Consider the following 15,857-nt stretch of genomic DNA (forward strand, 5'->3'; position numbering starts at 1 on the left):
GAAACGGTGTTGAAGAACGCCCGCGGATTGGCGGCATCGGGAGCCCCGGCGACAACGTGGGCACAGGTCTCGTTGATCATGGAGTTGCGACGCTCTGTGACCGCTGGGGAACGGAGACGTCGTCGGCGCGGGCGTCGGCGCGGATGTCTCCGGTGGTCGTGGCGAGGACCGCAGTGATGGCCGACGGGAGCTCCTGCCGGGTGTGAGCGAGGGAGATCTCGCCGGCATCGATCACGGCGAGCGGGGTGTCGAACTGCCGATGGCGGCCCTGGGGAGCGGTAGTCGGGAGCGCACCGGCGCGTTCGGTCCGGCCCTGCCGGAGATCCGCGTCTCCCCGCTCCTACGACAACCATGCCGACATAGGATCCGGGCATGAGCGAACGCGTGGTGCCCGAGCCCCAGCGCCGACGGCGTCGGCCCACCAAACAGGGCGTGGTGCTCTCCCAGGAGCTCATCGTCGACACGGCGCTGCGGCTGATCGGGCAGCACGGCGCCGACGCGCTCACCGCCCGGCGGCTCGGCGCCGCTCTCGGCGCCGACCCGAGCGCCGTCTACCGGTACTTCCACAGCACCGACGACCTGCTGCTGGCCATCACCGACGAGCTCATCGGCCGCGCCCAGGCCGGCTGGCAGCCCACCGGCGACTGGCGGGCCGACCTGCGCGCCATCGGCCTGCGCATCCACTCCTCCTACCAGACCCACCCGCAGGCCGCCCTGCTCGCCGCCCACCGCACCACCGGCCGCACCCACGAGATCGCCGCCGTCGAGACCATACTCGGCGTCCTGCGCACCGCGGGCTTCCCCAACCCCGAGGCCGTCCGCCTCTACCACGCCTTCGTCGACCAGAGCCTGGGCTTCGCCGCCCTCGACGCCGCCGCCCTCGCCCTGCCCGCGGTGTCCCAGGCGGCGGACCTGCAGGTCTGGCAGGCCTCCTACGCCCGCGTCGACGCCACCACCCACCCGCACATCGCCGCCACCGCCGACCTCCTCGCCGAAGACATGCGCCGCAGCGGCTACCCGTACGCGCTCGACCTCCTCCTCGACGCCGCAGAGGCCCGCCTCACGGCGATCCGCTGAACACGGCCGCGCCGCACCACCCTCGGGCCGGCGGCGCACCGGACCCGCGGCGGGCCACGGACAGGTCGGCGGCGATCGCGGCTGTGGTCCCGGCGTCGGCGCCGCCCGCTTCGGCGCGGAGTCGATGCCCGACCTGCCTGCCGGAGCCCGGACCGATCGCACCGCCCTGGAGCCGGAGCGCCGCAGGCCACTTCCGTTCCCGCCCGAGCCGGGCCCGGTCGATCACCATGGGTATCGCCCAGTGGGCACTCACGCGTGCCGGCGCCGGCGCCGGGCAGCTCAATCCGTGGCCGCGCACGCCGGATCGCTCCGGCCCGAGCATCGCCGGCTGGCACTCGGGCCCGTCCGGAGCCCGCACCCACCGCAGGCCGCCGTCGCCGAGCGCCCCCCGCCCGGCGATGGCGGCCTGCGCCGCGTTCGGCCGGCCTCGTTCGGCCGGCCCCGTTCAGCCCGCCGCGTGGACGAGTTCGCCACCCACGTAGGTCCGCAGCACCCGGGCGTCGGCGATCTCCCCGGCGGGGCCGGTCAGGATGTCGCGGTCGAGGACGACCAGGTCGGCGAGGTGTCCGACGGCCAGGGTGCCGGCGTCGTCGTGCCCGTTCACGTGGGCGGCTCCGGCCGTGTAGGCGGCGAGGGCGGAGGCCGGGTCGAGGCGCTGCTCGGGCAGGAAGATCCGGCCGTCGGTGGCCTCCGGCGTGATCCGGTTGACCGCCACGTGCAGGCCGGCCAGCGGATCCGGGCTGCTCACCGGCCAGTCGCTGCCCGCCGCCAGCGTGGCGCCCGCGCGCTGGAGCGCGCCGAACGGGTACTGCCAGGCGGCGCGTTCGGCGCCGAGGAAGGGGATGGTCAGCTCGTCCATCTGCGGTTCGTGGGCGGCCCACAGCGGCTGGATGTTGGCGATCGCGCCGAGCCGGGCGAAGCGGGGGATGTCGTCCGGGTGGACCACCTGGAGGTGGGCGAGGTGGTGGCGGGTGCCGCGCCACCCGTTGGCGGTGCGGGCGGCCTCGACGGCGTCCAGGGCCTCGCGGACCGCGCGGTCGCCGAGGGCGTGGAAGTGCACCTGGAAGCCGAGCGCGTCGAGTTCGGTGACGTACCCGCGCAGTGCGGCCGGATCGACGAAGCTGAGGCCCGAGTTGGCGGTGGCGCAGCCGCAGCCGTCCAGGTAGGGGCTGGTCATCGCGGCGGTGAAGTTCTCCGCGATGCCGTCCTGCATGATCTTCACCGAGCCGGCCCGGAACCGGCCGTGGGTCAACTCGCTCCTTCGCGCCACCAGTTCGGGGATCTGTTCGGCTCCCCGGTCGCGGTCCCACCAGAGCGCTCCGGTCACCCGGGCGGTCAGGGCGCCGGAGCGGGCGGCGGCCAGGTAGGCGTCGGAGGGGTCCGGCTGGCCGTTGAACTCGCCGAGCAGGGCGTCCTGCCAGCCGGTGATGCCGAGCGAGTGCAGCAGGCGCTGCGCCCGCAGCAGGCCGTCCACCCGCTCGGCGGTGGTGGCGGCCGGCACCAGCCGGGCGACCAGGGCGGTGGCGCCCTCCTGGAGCGTGCCGCTGGGCGTGCCGTCGCCCTCGCGCTCGATCCGGCCGTCGGCCGGGTCGGGGGTGTCCCGGGTGAGGCCGGCCAGTTCGAGGGCCCGGGTGTTGACCCAGGCGCCGTGGTGGTCGCGGTTGGTGAGGAAGACCGGGCGGTCCGGGACGACGGAGTCGAGCAGCTGCCTGGTCGGCCGTCCACCGTCGAAGCCCTCCAGCGACCAGCCGCTGCCGGTGATCCACGCCGGTCCGGGGTTGGCCTCGGCGTAGGCGCGGATCCGCTCCAGGCACTCGGCCGCGCCGACCGTGCCGGTGAGGTCGCAGGAGGCCAACTCGACGCCGCCGTACACAGCGTGGACGTGGGCGTCCTGGAAGCCCGGCAGCAGTAGCTTGCCGGCGAGGTCGACGACCTCGGTCTTCGGCCCGATCAATCCGCGGACCTCGTCGTGCCCGACGGCGGTGATCCGCTCGCCGGTCACGGCCAGGCCGGTCGCCCGGGTGCGGGCGGCGTCGCCGGTGTGGACGGGGCCGCGGGTGAAGACCAGATCGGCCTGGGTCATGGGTGGTGCTCCGTTCTCGCGTTGCGTGTTGCGCGTTGTTTGTTGCGCGCTGTGTGCTGTGTGCTGTGTGTCGGTCGTGCGGGAATCGCTCAGTGCGTAGGGCGTTGGAAGTACGGCGAGCGGCGCCGCCAGCGGGCCCAAGCCGCCGACGGGAGTCCGGTGACGACCATCAGCACCACGACGGTCAGCTCGAACCAGCCGTTGTCGGCGGAGAGTTCGAAGTGGTCGGCGGAGTCGTAGAAGGTCCAGGCCAGGTAGCCGCCGACGGCGAGCAGCGCCGCCGCGCCGAGCAGCGGACCGACCACGGCGCGCAGCCCCTGCAACGGGTCGGTGCGCAACAGGTGGCGGAAGCGGACGGCGGCCGCGACGGCGGTGAGCGCGTAGTAGAGCGCGACGATGACGCCGATCGCGTTGACGGCGGCCGAGATCAGGTCGTTGACCGTCGGGATGGCGATCGAGGCGAGGGCCAGCAGGACGGCGACGCCGGTGATCAGCAGGGTACCGACGGCGGGGGTGGCGTGCTTGCGGTGCAGCCGGGTCCAGACCGGGCCGAGCACGCCGTCGCGGCCCATCGCGTACATCCCGCGCGCGGTCGGGATCACCGAGGACTGCAGCGAGGCCACGGCGGAGAACGTCAGCGCGATCAACGGCAGTGCGGCCAGCGGCTGGTGGGCGAGCCGAGTGCCGAAGTAGGTCAGTCCGTGCGCGCCGTTGTCGGCCAACTCACCGAGCGGGAGGACCCGTTGGAATGCGGTGCCGGCCAGCAGGAAGAGCAGCATCATCACCACCAGGGCGAGGAACCCGCCTCGGGAGGCGTCGCGCGGATCGCGCACTTCCTCGCCGACGCTGAACACCGACTCGAAGCCCCAGTAGCAGAACACCGCCAGCACCATGCCCTGTGCCACCGCGCCGAAGGAGGGGATGTCGAACGGGTTGTACCACTGGAGCGAGAACGGCTGGTCACCCGCGAACATCCCGTACCCGCAGAAGCCGAACAGCACCAGGTACTCGAAGACCAGTAGCGCCTTCTGCAACCGGGCGGCGAGGTCGAGCCCGCGCACCGCGACGAGTGCGGCGCCGATCAGGACGACGAGGCCGAGCAGGGTGCACTGGACGGTGGAGTCGGCGTCCAGGCGCAGGCCGGCGATGCCGCGCAGGTGCGCTTCGTCCAGGAGTTGGATGACTGCCGAGCCGGTGACGGTGGTGGTGTAGGCCATGAAGACCACCGTGCCGACGGTGTTCACCCAGCCGGTGAGGAAGCCCAGCCAGGGACTGAGGGTCCGGCCCACCCAGCGGTAGCTGCTGCCGGCGTCCGGTTCGACCGCGTTCAGCCGCCCGTAGCCGCCGGCGATGGCGAGCACGGGCAGGAAGGCCAGCAGCATGATCGCGGGCAGGTGCAGGCCGACGACCCCGGCCATCAGGCCCAGGCCGATGCCGATGCTGCTGGTGGCGGCCGTACTGGACGCGGCGATCACCGCTCCGTCCAGCAGGCCGATGGATTTGTGCATGGCGCCGTGGCTCGCACCCGTTCTCGGACCGCTGCCCGTGTCCTTCACCGTCGGTACCAACGGATCACCGCCTTGCTCGTGGGGGTGGGGGTGAGGAAGTGCGAGTCATGAAACCGGGGGCGCCCTTACACGTCAATGCTGTTGTCATAAGCGCCCAGCGGCCTGCCGGAGGTTCTCCGGCCCGAAGGGCGGATCGGCGGGTGGCGGGTCTTTCCGGATGGACGGCACCAGCCCGGACTCGTTCCCGAAGGCGTGGGCGACGTAGAGCTCGCCGGCGAAGTCTCCCGGCTGCTTCTACAACCGGCCCATCGCGCTCAGCGTGAGACCCACGCTTCGGGCGGCACCCACATCCGCGACGTTCGACATCGCGAGATCATCGCGCTGTCCCACCCCGACGTCTCCAGCCAAGCCCCTCTGCCGACGAGACGGCGGCGAGGATCTCGCGGGTGGCAACGGTGTCGGGGTGGTGCGGGCCCAGAACGCGTTCCTGGTCGACGAGAAGCTCTTCCCACAGGGTGCCAGGGGGTCAGTTCTCCAGGGCGCGGGCGATGGGGAGGGTGTCGGAGGTCTGGCGGAGGTGGGTGATGCGGCCGGCGGCGAGGGTGAAGAAGTGGGCGAAGCGGGAGGTGAACTGATTGCCCTTCGTCGTGGTGCCGACGTAGCGGCCGAGGACGATGACCTGGTCGCCGTCCTCGTAGAAGGCGTCGCCGATGCACCGGAACTCGCTGAAGTCGGCGAGGAAGGGGAAGAAGTCGCCGACGATGCGGTCGAGTCCTTCGTGGACGCCGCCGTTGGGGAAGCCCTCCGTCACGTCCCAGCGGGCGTCCTCGGCGACGACGGAGCGGATGACGTCCAGGTCGCCCCGGGCGTCGTAGAAGCGGCGGACGACGTCGATCTGCGGGGAGTGGGACACCGTGGTTCCTCTCGACGGGGCTGCGACTGCCATGCGAGGTACGCGACGGACGTTACCGGCCCGGAGGCCGGTTGGCTGGCGGATCACGGCACTTCACCCCCGCTCGGCGGGCTCCGGCAGCAGCGCCAGCAGGCTGCGCCGTGCCACGTCCACGTGCTCCGCGGCGAGCCGGTCGAGCACGTCCTCCGCGCCGCCCGCCCGGAGCAGCCCGGCGAGTTCGCGGTGCTCGTCGACGACCAGTGCGCGGTACTGGCCGCGGGCGAGGGTCACCCGTTGCAGCTGGAACAGGAACACCTGCGAGCGCACGGCCTGCCAGGCCTCGGTGAGGCGGCGGTTGCCGGCGGCCTCGTAGATCCGGTCGTGGAAGGCCATGTCGAGAGCCAGCAGGCGCGGCACGCCGGCTCCGGCGGCGAGTTCGGCGGCCATCTCGTCGACGAGCCGGTCGAGGGCGTCGAGCTGCTGCGGCGTCGCGCGCCGCATCGCGGAGACGGCGGCCAGGCGGTCGAGGGCGGCGCGAACGCGGTAAACCTCCTCCACGTCGACGGCGGTCGCCTCGACGACGGTGGTCGGGCGGTGCCAGCCCGTGCGGATCAGCCCCTCGCGCTGGAGCTGCGCGAGGCCTTCGCGGACGGCGCCGCGGCTCACGCCCAGCGACTCGGCGAGTTCGACCTCCCGCAGCGGGGCGCCGGGCGGGAAGCGCCCGTCGAAGATCGCGTCGCGCACCGAGTCCGCGCACTCGTCGGCGAGGCCGCGCCGGGCCGCCTTCCGCAGGGGTTCATCCGTCATGTTCGAATGTTGACATCCGGACATGCCGCGGATCAAGGTGGGGTCATGACCCGTCCTGCGTTTCATCTCGCCATCCCGGTCGACGACCTGGCCCGGGCCCGCGCGTTCTACGGCGGTGTGCTCGGCCTCCCGGAGGGCCGCTCGACCGGCCACTGGGTCGACTGGGACTTCCACGGCCACCAGCTGGTGACGCACCTCGTGTCCGGCCCCCGCCCGGACGCCCCCGGACACGGCACCGTGGACGGCCACGCCGTTCCCGTGCCGCACTTCGGGCTGGTGCTGGGCGCCGACGCGTTCCACGCGCTCGCCGGGCGGCTGACGGAGGCCGGCACCGCGTTCGTCATCGAGCCGACGCTGCGCTTCGCCGGGCAGCCGGCCGAGCAGTGGACGATGTTCCTGCACGACCCGGCCGGGAACGCGCTGGAGTTCAAGGCGTTCCGCGACGAGTCCCGGATGTTCGCCCGATGAGCCCGGCAGGCCAGGCAGGCCAGGCGAGCCCGGCGCGGGGCGTGCTGGTCACCGGCGCCTCCCGGGGCATCGGCCGGGCGGTGGCCCACGCCTTCGCCGCCCGGGGCGACCGCGTCGCCGTCCACTACGGTTCGGACGCCGCCCGGGCCGAGGCGACGCTGGCCGCCCTGCCCGGCGAGGGGCACGTCGTCGTCGGCGGCGACCTCGCCGACCCGGACGCGGCCGAGCGGATCGCCGCGACCGCGGAGCGGGCGCTCGGCGGGGTGGACGTCCTGGTCAACAACGCCGCCGTCGCCACCTCGGCGGCCAACGCCCACCCGGTGGCGGAGGTGTCGTACGAGGACTGGCAGCGGGTCTGGCGCCGGATGGTCGACGTCAACCTGCTGGGCGCCGCGAACCTCGGCTACTGCGTCGCCCGCCGCATGATCGCCCGGGGCGCACCCGGCCGGATCGTCCAGATCGGCTCGCGCGGCGCCTTCCGCGGCGAGCCGGACCACCCCGCGTACGGCGCGAGCAAGGCCGCCCTGCACGCCCTCGGCCAGTCCCTCGCGGTCGCCCTGGCCCCGCACGGCATCGCGGTCACGTCGGTCGCCCCCGGCTTCACCGCCACCGACCGCGTGGCCGACCGCCTGACCGGGCCGTCCGGCCGGGCCCTGCGCGAGCAGAGCCCGTTCGGCCGGGTCGGCACCCCGGAGGAGGTCGCCGCCGCCGTCCTCTACCTCGCCTCCCCGGAGGCGACGTGGGCCTCCGGCACGGTCCTCGACCTCAACGGGGCTTCGCACCTCCGTCTTTGAGCGGTCCGACGGCCGCTACAGCTCCGGCAGCGCTTCGCCGGGCGCGGGGGACCTGCCCTCCTCCAGCCAGTGGAGGTAGATCCGCAGGTCCCCCGCGAGGCCGCCGTCGATGTACGAGCGGTAGTCCCGGACGGCGTCCGCGATGCCCTGCTCCGCCCAGTCGACCTCGTTCCAGTCCTGCTCGGACAGGTACCGCGTGATCCGGTCGCGGTCGCGCCACCACTCGCGGACCGCGTCCGGCGTCCAGTGCGCGTCCCCGTCGCAGCCGTACCCGAGGAGCGGATCGCACTCTGCCGCCTCGACCAGCCGGGCCGCCTCCGCCGCCGTCCGGGGCTGCCGGTAGACGTACTCGGCGAGGTACGTGCCCCCGTAGAGGACGTGGTCGGGCGCGGAGAGGCGTCCCGTCCAGCAGTTGTCGGTCTCGGCGCCGTAGAAGGGCCCGGGGACGTTGAGCCAGAGCCGGTCCTCCCAGCGGCCCCGGAACGCCTCGCGGTCCTCGCCGAGGGCCGCCGTGGGATCGAAGTACAGGGTCACGGCGCGAGCATAGGGCCACCCTCCCGACCTGCTCGCGGGGAGGTCGGCCCGGCGGACCTCGCGGCCATCCGCCGCAGTGCCGAGGCGACCTGCCGTCGGATCAGGTCGTCGGGGTCGTGCTCGACCCGTCGCAGGTCGGGCTCCGTCAGCCACCGCCGCCTGATCCCGATGGCGACCGCGGCGTGGCGCGGGACGGGATCGGGGTCGGCGAGGGCCGCGCGGGCCACGGCCGGGGCGCTGGGCGCGTCGAGGCGGGAGAGGTGGCTGATCGCCGCGGCCCGCACGGACGGCGCGGTGTCGTCTCGCAGCGGCAGGACGTCCCCCTCGGTCAGCACCTGGGACTCCTCCAGGGCCTTGAGGGCCGCCTTTCTCACGTCCGGGTCCTCGTCGCGCAGGAGTCGGCGGGCCCGGGCGTGCCAGGACGTCCCCCGTCCGGCCAGGGCGCGGACGGCGGTTTCACGGACGGCCGCAGCCGAATCGGTCAGGGCCCGCTGGAGTACCGGGAGTTCCTCGTCCGGGAGCGCGACGTTCAGGGCTCTGATCGCGGTCGCCCGGACCCCGGGTTCCGGGTCCGCGGTGGCCGCCGCGCGCAGGACGGCTCTGGTCGCGGGGGCGAGGTGCGGGCGTCGCCGGAGGGTCCTGGCGGCGGCCGCGCGCAGGTCGGGGTCCGGGGAATCGGCGAGGGTGTCCGCGAGCGTCGGCTCGGTGCCGGGGAGGGACAGTTCGAAGCCGTGGGTGTCCAGTCCGTCCGCGGTCTCGTCGAGCCAGCGCTCGTACCAGGCGAGGAAGTCGGTGTCGGGGCTGAAGAAGGACTCGCGCCGGGGGTCGAGGTCGATGTTGAGGATCCGGCCGCGGGCCGGGCCGGTGACCACGAGCACGGTCAGGTAGCCGCACCCCTGGCTGGTGATGGCCATGGTGCCGGCGAACGGCGGCCTCGGGCTCCCCAGCCGCTCCCACCAGCCCCGGCCGACCCGGAGGGTCGTGGGGCGCAGCGGGAACGGCCGGGCCAGGTCGCCGGACTCGCTCAACCCGCCCTGGTTCCAGGCCCGGAGCGGCAGCAGCCCGTAGTGCGGCCCGGCGCCGTCGTGGCCCACCTCGGTCAGGAACCGCCGGTACGCCGCGGGGAGCCGGACGCCGTGCTGCGCTTCGAAGGCGGAGACCCGGTCCTCGGTCAGCGGCGGGCCGAGGCGGAAGCCGTGGCGCTCTTCGCCGAAGGACTTCGCGCGGCCCGGCAGGCGGGGAACCCTCGCCAGTTCGGCGGTGATTCTGCGGAGACGTTCATCCACGTCGCGTTGCTTCTCAGGGGAAGGCACGCACCCGTCGGGTGGTGCGGGGCCACCGATCATGCCAGGCGCCGGGGCCGCCGCGCCAGGCCCTACGGTCCGGCGGCGGCGCGAACACCGCCGGCGCTCAGCACGTTTCGCGCGCCGGGAGGGCGGCGAACAGCCCGGCGAGCGGGGCGGGCACGCGCTCCGGCGCGAGGGCCTCCACGAGGACGCGGCCGTAGTGGATCTTGCGCCCCTTCTTCGTGCCGAAGAACCGCCGCAGCTGCTGCTGCGCGGTGCGGCTCCGCTGCGCGGGCTGGCGCAGGAACACGTCCAGGGTGCGCGAGTCGCCCTGCTCCCGCACGACTTCGCGCACCGCGTCCACACCCAGCGCGCGGATCAGCTCGTCCTCCAGGTCCGCCGCGCACACGAAGACGTCGTGCGGATCGGCACCGGCCCGAGCCCAGCCGCGGTCGTAGTAGCCGCGCTCCTGCTCATCGCACAACCCCGTCAGCCGGAGCCCCAGCCCGGCCGGCCCGAGCAGCGCGGCGAACCGCCCCACGCTCATCGCCCCGCCCATCGCCAGGACGCAGACCCCCTCCCCCGCGAGGTCCCGCCCCCGGCCGGCGGCCAGCGCGTCGACGGCGGCGACATCACTCGGTCCTTCGAGCAGCACGACCGCCCGGACGGACAACCGCCCGGCCAGCTCCCGGGCCTGTTCCGCACCCGGCCCACCGGCCGCCCACGCGACGACCGCGTCGCGGAACGCCGTCATGCCCGCCGCCACGTCCCCCGCCGAACTCCCATGACCCGCTGCGCTCATGGCCGCATCCAAGCAGAAGAAGCAGGGGATGACCTCGGATTTTCCGGCGCCGGACGCGGCGTCGTGCCGGAGCGAGAGCCCTCCGATCAGCGACGAGGCCGCGGTGCGGGCGGAGCGGAGCAGATGGGCGCCGACCGGCGGAAATGCGTTGGCGCGCCCGTCGGCGCCGTGCTGGAGTGGGCGGATGGATCATGGAGAACTGCTCGCCCTGTTCGACCGCCGGCTGCGACGTGAGGCGAAGCCCGACAGCGCCGGTGCCCGGATCGAGCGGGACGGCGGCGTCCTCCGGCAGGTCGGCGCACCGCACGACTGGAACGGCGTGCTCTGGTCGGACCTCGACGAGGCCGGCGCGGACGCGGCGATCGCGGCACAGGTGCGCTACTTCACCGCGCGGGGGCTCGAGTTCGAGTGGAAGGCGTACGCACACGACCGGCCCGACGACCTCGGGCGGCGGTTGCGGGCCGCCGGGTTCACGCCGGAGCCGGAGGAGGCGGTCATGGTCGCCGCCATCGCGGACCTGCCCACCGATGCCGCGCTGCCCGACGGTGTGCACCTGCGCCAGGTGACCGACGCCGCCGGGGTGGACCTCGTCGCCGAGGTCCACGAGCAGGCGTTCGGCACCAGCAGCGCCCGGCTGCGGCAGCGGCTGCTCGACCGGCTCGACCGGAACCCCGGGACGGTCGGCACGGTGGTCGCGATGGCCGGCGAAGTGCCGGTGTGCTCGGCGCGGATGGAGCTGTACCCGGGCACCGAGTTCGCGGGCCTCTGGGGCGGCGGCACGGTCGCCGCCTGGCGGGGCCGGGGCATCTACCGGGCCCTGGTCGCCCACCGCGCCCGGATCGCCGCCGACCTCGGCTACCGCTACCTCCAGGTCGACGCGAGCGACCAGAGCCGGCCCATCCTCCAGCGCCTCGGGTTCGCGGTTCTCAGCACCACGACCCCGTACGTCCACCAGGCCGGGCACGACGGCGGGGCATAGGCGGGCGAACGGGCTCAGGCGCGCTTGAAGAACTCCACCTCCGCCAGGGCGATGGGACGGCCGGGGGCGGTTCCGGCGGCCTCCTGGACGGTGAGCCTCACCTGGGTGACGTCGCTGATCCCGGTCGCCACGGTCTGCGGTCCCGGCTGGTCGTTGAGCGTGACCTGCCGGCGGTGCACGGTGCCGTCCGACGAGGTGACGTCCATGACCAGGACGAGGGGGCGGGCCTGCTCCTGGAAGTGCTGCGGGTCCGCGGTGCCGCCGGTGTGGACGATCAGGTCGACGAGCCGGTACGGGGTGCGGAAGTCGAAGGTGATGGAGTCCCCGACCGCGGGTGCTCCCCAGTAGGTGTTGGTGAGGCCGTCGTCGGCGGCCGTCGCCGGGTGGCCCTCGACGGCGGCGCTCGCCGTGGTGCGGGAGGGGGCGATCGCGGCGGTGCTGCCGAGCTTGTCCCGCACGTCCTCGAAGGCCCGCCGGCCCGCCGGGTACAGCAGGATCGCCGCGATCACGAGCGCGGCCAGGGCGAGCAGCGCGATGGTGCGGCGCAGCGCGTTGCCCGAGCCGCCGATCCGCGTCCGGCGGCGGAACGGCCAGCGGGTGCGCCACCAGGGCAGCTTCGGTGCGGCCGCGGTCGGGGTCAGCGGTGCGGCGCAGCGGCGGCAGAAGCGGCGGTCGGGCAGGTTGGGCGTGCCGCAGCGGGGGCAGGGCGGGCCGTCGGGGGGCTCGTCGGCTGCGGAGGGGCGGACGACGGGGCGGGCCGGGAGGGGTTTGGCGGGCTCGACGGCGACCGGGTCGGCTTGCGGAGCAGGGGCAGGGGCAGGGGCAGGGGCAGGGGCCGGGGCCGGGGCCGGGACAGCGGGAGCGGGGTCCGGCGTCGATGCGCGCTTCGGTTCGACGGTCGGCGGCGGTTCGGGGGCGGGGACGGGCTCGGGGACCGGCAGCGGCGCCTCCGCCTGCGGGGCGGGCGGCTGCTCTCTCCTCGCGCGCGTCACCCGTCGCGACACCGCCCGCCAGGTGGATTCGGTGCGGGCCGTCTCGGGCTCAGCGGGCTCAGGCGCATGCGCGGGCTCGGCCTTGGCGGGCTCAGGCGCCGGCGCAGGCCCAGGCGCGGGCCCGGGCCCAGGCGCGGGCCCCGCCGTCGAAGGCGCGGGCTTCGCCGCGGCGCTGCGCGACCAGCCCAGGTACGCACCGCAGTTGCCGCAGAAGTCGTCGCCCTCTCCGTTGGCCGTCCCGCACTCGGGGCACACCGGCATCCGTCAGCCCTCCGCTCGTCCGGGCAGCCCCGGCGGACCGGGCAGGATCTCCACCCGGCAGTTCAGGTGGACCGGGCAGCCGGCCCTGACGACGGCCAGCACCTGCTCCGCGTCCGGTTCCGGTCCGTTCAGGGGCCAGACCCGGACGAGCACCTCACCGCCCCCGCCGGGCGGCAGGGCGGCGCCGGGAGCGGTCGACCAGGAGACGCCGCCGCCGTCCGTGATCTCGGCGCCGGCGCCCAGCACCAGCCGCAGCCGCTCGACGAGCCCGCGCCGGGTGCCGCGCCAGCGGTGGAGCTCCATCGCGCGCCCGACCACCGCGCGGCGCACCTCGTCCGGCCAGGCCGGGTCGACGTCCACCGCGACCCAGGTCGCCAGCCAGTCGAGGAAGTCGGCCGGCGCGAGGCGGGGCCGGAAGTAGGCGGGCAGGTTGTCCAGCGTCGCGAAGACGGGGGCGAGGACGGTGTCCAGGCCGGCCGTGAAGCGCTGGGCGAGGTCGTCGTCGGCGAAGAGGGCGGGCAGCAGTTCGCCGATGGGGTGCGGGCTCGGCAGACCCGGGACGGCGGCACGCGTCATGCGTCCGCCTCGCCCCGCTCGGCAGGGGCCTCGACCCGTGCGCACCTTCCGATGACGAGCTCGCTGCGCTCACTCATGACGCACCGCCGTCGGAGGCCACCGCCGTGACCACCACCTGGTGCTGGTGGGAGAAGACCAGCGCGTCCGCCGGCACCTCGACCCGCTCGGCGGGCGCGCCCCGGCGGCCGGTGATGGGGTCGGCGGGGAAGAGCCGCAGCTCCTCCACGCCCGTGACGGCGGCCACCCGCTGGAGCACGGCGAACACCTCCCCGTACTGCACCGCCCGCCCGAACGGCCAGCCCGTGCCGTCGGCGCCGCCGCGCAGCGGGTTGAGGTACCGGTACAGCGTGGCGAGCACCGCGTCCCGGACGCGGTCGGGGTCCGCGGAGCGGGTCGTGAGCCGGGCCACCACCGTGACGCCCTGGTAGGTCGGCGGCTGCACGGCGACCCGGGTGCCGATCAGCCGCCGTTCGTCGAGGGCCGACGCGACGGCGGCCAGGACCTGTTCGTCGGGGATCAGCTGCTCGAAGCGCAGCCGGTCGCCGTCGTCGGCGACCGCGTCGGGCACCACCAGCACGCGGACCGCACCCGCCTCGCCACCGCCGGGCACGCAGGTGATCCGGGCGGCGGACGGCGCGGCCTGGCGGGCGATCAGCTCGTAGTCCCCGGCAGTGACGGCGCGTTCCTGGAGCCGCAGCTGGTGCGGGGCGCGCAGTTTGGCGTTCTCGACGGTCTCGCCGTCCACGCCGCCCCTGGCCGCCTCGCGGTTGTCCACCCGGGCGATGTACGGGACGGAGCTGCGCAGCACGGTGATCGTGCCGCGGGCGACGTTGCCGGCCGTCCCGCCGCCGGTGCGGTAGTGCGGGACCCGGAGGTGGGCGCCCTTGGGCGGCACCGCGCCGAAGGAGCGGAGGGTGCCGTCGGGTTCCCGGACGGCGGGCGGGAAGAGGAACTCGCCGGTGGTCGCGTCGAGCACCACGTGCCGGTCGGCCGGTGCGGAGTCGCCGAAGTGCTCGACGACCGTCCAGCGCTGCCAGCCGTCGCCGGCCGAGGCCTCGACGACGGGCGGTTCGCCGTCGAGCAGGACCGGCGGCCGGGCGAGCCGGAAGTGCTGGCCGGCGACGCCTTCGGAGGTGCCGAGCGACGCGCCGGTGACGGTCTGGGCGTGGACGGCGGTCGCGGTGCCGCCGACGGTGAACACCTCGGCCCGGCGGACGGTCGGCGACTCCGAGTAGAACGGCTGGCCGGGCCGGGGCTCGGTGACGCGGCAGCGCAGCCACGCGGCCCGGCGCCCGGCGACGACCGACGCGGTGTGTCCGGCGGGCACGAACACGACGACCTCGCCGGGCCGGTTGAGGCCGCCGGTGGTGTCGGTGCCGGTCTCGCAGGCGCTCCAGCGCGCGCCGTCCCACACCTCCCAGGCCAGCGGCGGCTGGCGCGGGTCGACGCCGACGCCCTCCACCCGGCTGTCGAGCCGGACGACCAGGATGCAGCGGGGCACGACGGCGGGCAGCGCGAAGAGCATCGCGTCGCCGACCTCCGGGCGCGGCTGGAAGCACGGCACGTCCGTCCCGTCGGCCAGCCGGTCCGTGGCGTCGGACTGTTCCCCGGAGGCGGAGAGGGTGACCAGGCGCTCCAGCGCGCTGGGGACGATCGGCAGGTCCTCGGCGGTGGAGAAGACCACGGCCTCGTCGGTCTCGGTGCGCAGCGTGGAGACCTCGGTGCCGGCCCGCAGGAGCACCGTCTCGGGCTGCGCGGCGGAGAGCCAGAAGTCGACGTCGGCGCGGGCGGCCGCGGGCGGGAAGAGCCGGATGCCGAGCAGGTCGAGGAAGGCGGAGTAGTTCTTCTCGGGCACCCGGTTGAGCCGGTAGAGCAGGTGGTCGACGAGGTAGGCGAAGGTCTCGATGAGGGTGACGCCGGGGTCGGAGACGTTGTGGTCGGTCCACTCGGGGGCGCGCTGCTGGACGTACCGCTTGGCCTCGTCGACGAGTTGCTGGAAGCGGCGGTCGTCCAGGTTCGGGGAGGGCAGGGCCATCAGCGCACGCTCCCGTCGACGGACGTGGGTGACTCCGGGATGGTGTAGAAGGGGAAGACGAGGTTGCGGCGGTCGTTGGTGGCGCGCACGGTGTAGTGGACGTCGATGTAGAGCGTGCCCTCGTCGACGCTGTCGAAGGCGATCGCGACGTCGTCGACCTCGATCCGCGGTTCCCAGCGTTCGAGGGCGATGCGCACCTCGCGGGCGATCCGTCCGGCGGTGGTGCTGTCGCCGGGGGCGAACACGTACTCGTGGATGCCGCAGCCGAACTCCGGGCGCATCGGCCGCTCGCCGGGGGCGGTGCCGAGGATCAGCCGGATCGCCTCGGCGAGCTCCCGGTCGCGGTCGACCATGCCGATGCCGCCGGTGGCGTTCACGCGCAGCGGGAAGGCCCAGCCCCGGCCGATGAAGTTGCCGGTCATGCGACGCCTCCGATCAGGACGTTGAACGCGCCCGCGATGACGGCGGCGCCGCAGGTCGTCTTGTCGCCCATGCGGGCCGCGGGCAGGCCGCCGATGAGGACCACTCCCCTGGTGACCGTGCCGAGTTGGGGCTCGACGACGTTGGCGGGGCCCATCTCCACGTGCGGGACGCAGGCGTGCAGGCTGCCGACCACGGCGGCGGGCCGGCCGCCGATCAGCACGGTCTCCACGGCGATGGCGCCCGGCGGCGGGGTGGCGAGGACGCCGCCGTGATCGGTGGGGTCGCCGGTCCGGGCTGCGGGGGGCATGTGCGGTCTCCAATCCGAGGGTGCCCGACGGGA

Annotated in this window: 16 protein-coding genes and 1 pseudogene; 4 read left to right on the plus strand and 13 right to left on the minus strand. The window is 74.6% G+C overall.

Annotation, left to right across the window (positions count from 1 at the left end):
* The first annotated feature begins 372 nt into the window (after nt 1-372).
* Complete coding sequence (locus ACFXDE_RS11690; RefSeq protein WP_380493253.1) at nt 373-1,077, plus strand: TetR/AcrR family transcriptional regulator; 705 nt, start codon at nt 373-375, stop codon at nt 1,075-1,077.
* Nucleotides 1,078-1,522: 445 nt separating this feature from the next.
* On the opposite strand, the gene ACFXDE_RS11695 is transcribed toward ACFXDE_RS11690, so the two are convergent.
* The 4 genes from ACFXDE_RS11695 to ACFXDE_RS11710 all read right to left on the minus strand — a co-directional run bounded on the left by ACFXDE_RS11695 (nt 1,523) and on the right by ACFXDE_RS11710 (nt 6,367).
* Nucleotides 1,523-3,160: an amidohydrolase gene (locus ACFXDE_RS11695; protein ID WP_380493255.1), complete on the minus strand. Its 1,638-nt coding sequence runs from the start codon at nt 3,158-3,160 to the stop codon at nt 1,523-1,525.
* An 89-nt stretch (nt 3,161-3,249) separates the two neighbouring features.
* Complete coding sequence (locus ACFXDE_RS11700) at nt 3,250-4,668, minus strand: APC family permease (protein WP_380493257.1); 1,419 nt, start codon at nt 4,666-4,668, stop codon at nt 3,250-3,252.
* 526 nt (nt 4,669-5,194) lie between these two features.
* Nucleotides 5,195-5,614 (minus strand): nuclear transport factor 2 family protein, encoded by a 420-nt coding sequence (locus ACFXDE_RS11705; RefSeq protein WP_380493260.1) that lies wholly within the window; start codon nt 5,612-5,614, stop codon nt 5,195-5,197.
* Between the two features lie 60 nt (nt 5,615-5,674).
* Nucleotides 5,675-6,367, minus strand: coding sequence for a GntR family transcriptional regulator (locus ACFXDE_RS11710; protein WP_380493262.1), 693 nt, complete (start codon nt 6,365-6,367; stop codon nt 5,675-5,677).
* Nucleotides 6,368-6,412: 45 nt separating this feature from the next.
* Between ACFXDE_RS11710 and ACFXDE_RS11715 the strand changes: the two genes are divergently transcribed.
* Nucleotides 6,413-6,835: a VOC family protein gene (locus tag ACFXDE_RS11715; RefSeq protein WP_380493264.1), complete on the plus strand. Its 423-nt coding sequence runs from the start codon at nt 6,413-6,415 to the stop codon at nt 6,833-6,835.
* Nucleotides 6,832-7,629, plus strand: coding sequence for an SDR family NAD(P)-dependent oxidoreductase (locus tag ACFXDE_RS11720; RefSeq protein WP_380493266.1), 798 nt, complete (start codon nt 6,832-6,834; stop codon nt 7,627-7,629). Before ACFXDE_RS11715 ends, ACFXDE_RS11720 begins: the two co-directional genes overlap by 4 nt.
* 15 nt (nt 7,630-7,644) lie before the next feature.
* On the opposite strand, the gene ACFXDE_RS11725 is transcribed toward ACFXDE_RS11720, so the two are convergent.
* The 3 genes from ACFXDE_RS11725 to ACFXDE_RS11735 form a co-directional block, all read right to left on the minus strand.
* Nucleotides 7,645-8,163, minus strand: a complete 519-nt coding sequence (locus tag ACFXDE_RS11725; protein ID WP_380493268.1) for a ferredoxin — start codon at nt 8,161-8,163, stop codon at nt 7,645-7,647.
* Nucleotides 8,160-9,449 carry a HEAT repeat domain-containing protein gene (locus ACFXDE_RS11730; protein WP_380493270.1) on the minus strand — a complete coding sequence of 430 codons (1,290 nt, stop codon included), beginning with the start codon at nt 9,447-9,449 and terminating at the stop codon, nt 8,160-8,162. Before ACFXDE_RS11730 ends, ACFXDE_RS11725 begins: the two co-directional genes overlap by 4 nt.
* Nucleotides 9,450-9,573: 124 nt before the next feature.
* A complete protein-coding gene (locus ACFXDE_RS11735) occupies nt 9,574-10,251 on the minus strand; it encodes a TOPRIM nucleotidyl transferase/hydrolase domain-containing protein (RefSeq protein ID WP_380493272.1) in 678 nt (225 codons plus the stop codon).
* A gap of 184 nt (nt 10,252-10,435) precedes the next feature.
* Between ACFXDE_RS11735 and ACFXDE_RS11740 the strand changes: the two genes are divergently transcribed.
* Nucleotides 10,436-11,230, plus strand: a complete 795-nt coding sequence (locus ACFXDE_RS11740) for a GNAT family N-acetyltransferase (protein ID WP_380493275.1) — start codon at nt 10,436-10,438, stop codon at nt 11,228-11,230.
* A 14-nt stretch (nt 11,231-11,244) separates the two neighbouring features.
* Here the strand turns inward: ACFXDE_RS11740 and ACFXDE_RS11745 are convergent, their stop codons facing one another.
* The 6 genes and pseudogenes from ACFXDE_RS11745 to ACFXDE_RS11770 form a co-directional block, all read right to left on the minus strand.
* Nucleotides 11,245-12,222, minus strand: coding sequence for an NADase-type glycan-binding domain-containing protein (locus ACFXDE_RS11745; RefSeq protein WP_380493374.1), 978 nt, complete (start codon nt 12,220-12,222; stop codon nt 11,245-11,247).
* A gap of 195 nt (nt 12,223-12,417) precedes the next feature.
* A pseudogene (locus ACFXDE_RS11750) lies at nt 12,418-12,483 on the minus strand (zinc-ribbon domain-containing protein); the annotation flags it as partial.
* 3 nt (nt 12,484-12,486) lie between these two features.
* Nucleotides 12,487-13,059, minus strand: coding sequence for a phage tail protein I (locus tag ACFXDE_RS11755; protein ID WP_380438668.1), 573 nt, complete (start codon nt 13,057-13,059; stop codon nt 12,487-12,489).
* Between the two features lie 73 nt (nt 13,060-13,132).
* A complete protein-coding gene (locus tag ACFXDE_RS11760) occupies nt 13,133-15,094 on the minus strand; it encodes a putative baseplate assembly protein (protein ID WP_380493278.1) in 1,962 nt (653 codons plus the stop codon).
* The gene (locus ACFXDE_RS11765) at nt 15,094-15,516 is read right to left on the minus strand and encodes a GPW/gp25 family protein (RefSeq protein WP_380493280.1); all 423 of its coding nucleotides are present in this window, start codon (nt 15,514-15,516) and stop codon (nt 15,094-15,096) included. The genes ACFXDE_RS11760 and ACFXDE_RS11765 overlap by 1 nt, the downstream gene beginning before the upstream one ends.
* Nucleotides 15,513-15,824: a PAAR domain-containing protein gene (locus ACFXDE_RS11770; RefSeq protein WP_380438662.1), complete on the minus strand. Its 312-nt coding sequence runs from the start codon at nt 15,822-15,824 to the stop codon at nt 15,513-15,515. The genes ACFXDE_RS11765 and ACFXDE_RS11770 overlap by 4 nt, the downstream gene beginning before the upstream one ends.
* Between the last annotated feature and the right edge of the window lie 33 nt (nt 15,825-15,857).

Origin of the sequence: Kitasatospora sp. NPDC059408, assembly GCF_042751525.1 — a bacterium.
Lineage (GTDB): Bacteria > Actinomycetota > Actinomycetes > Streptomycetales > Streptomycetaceae > Kitasatospora.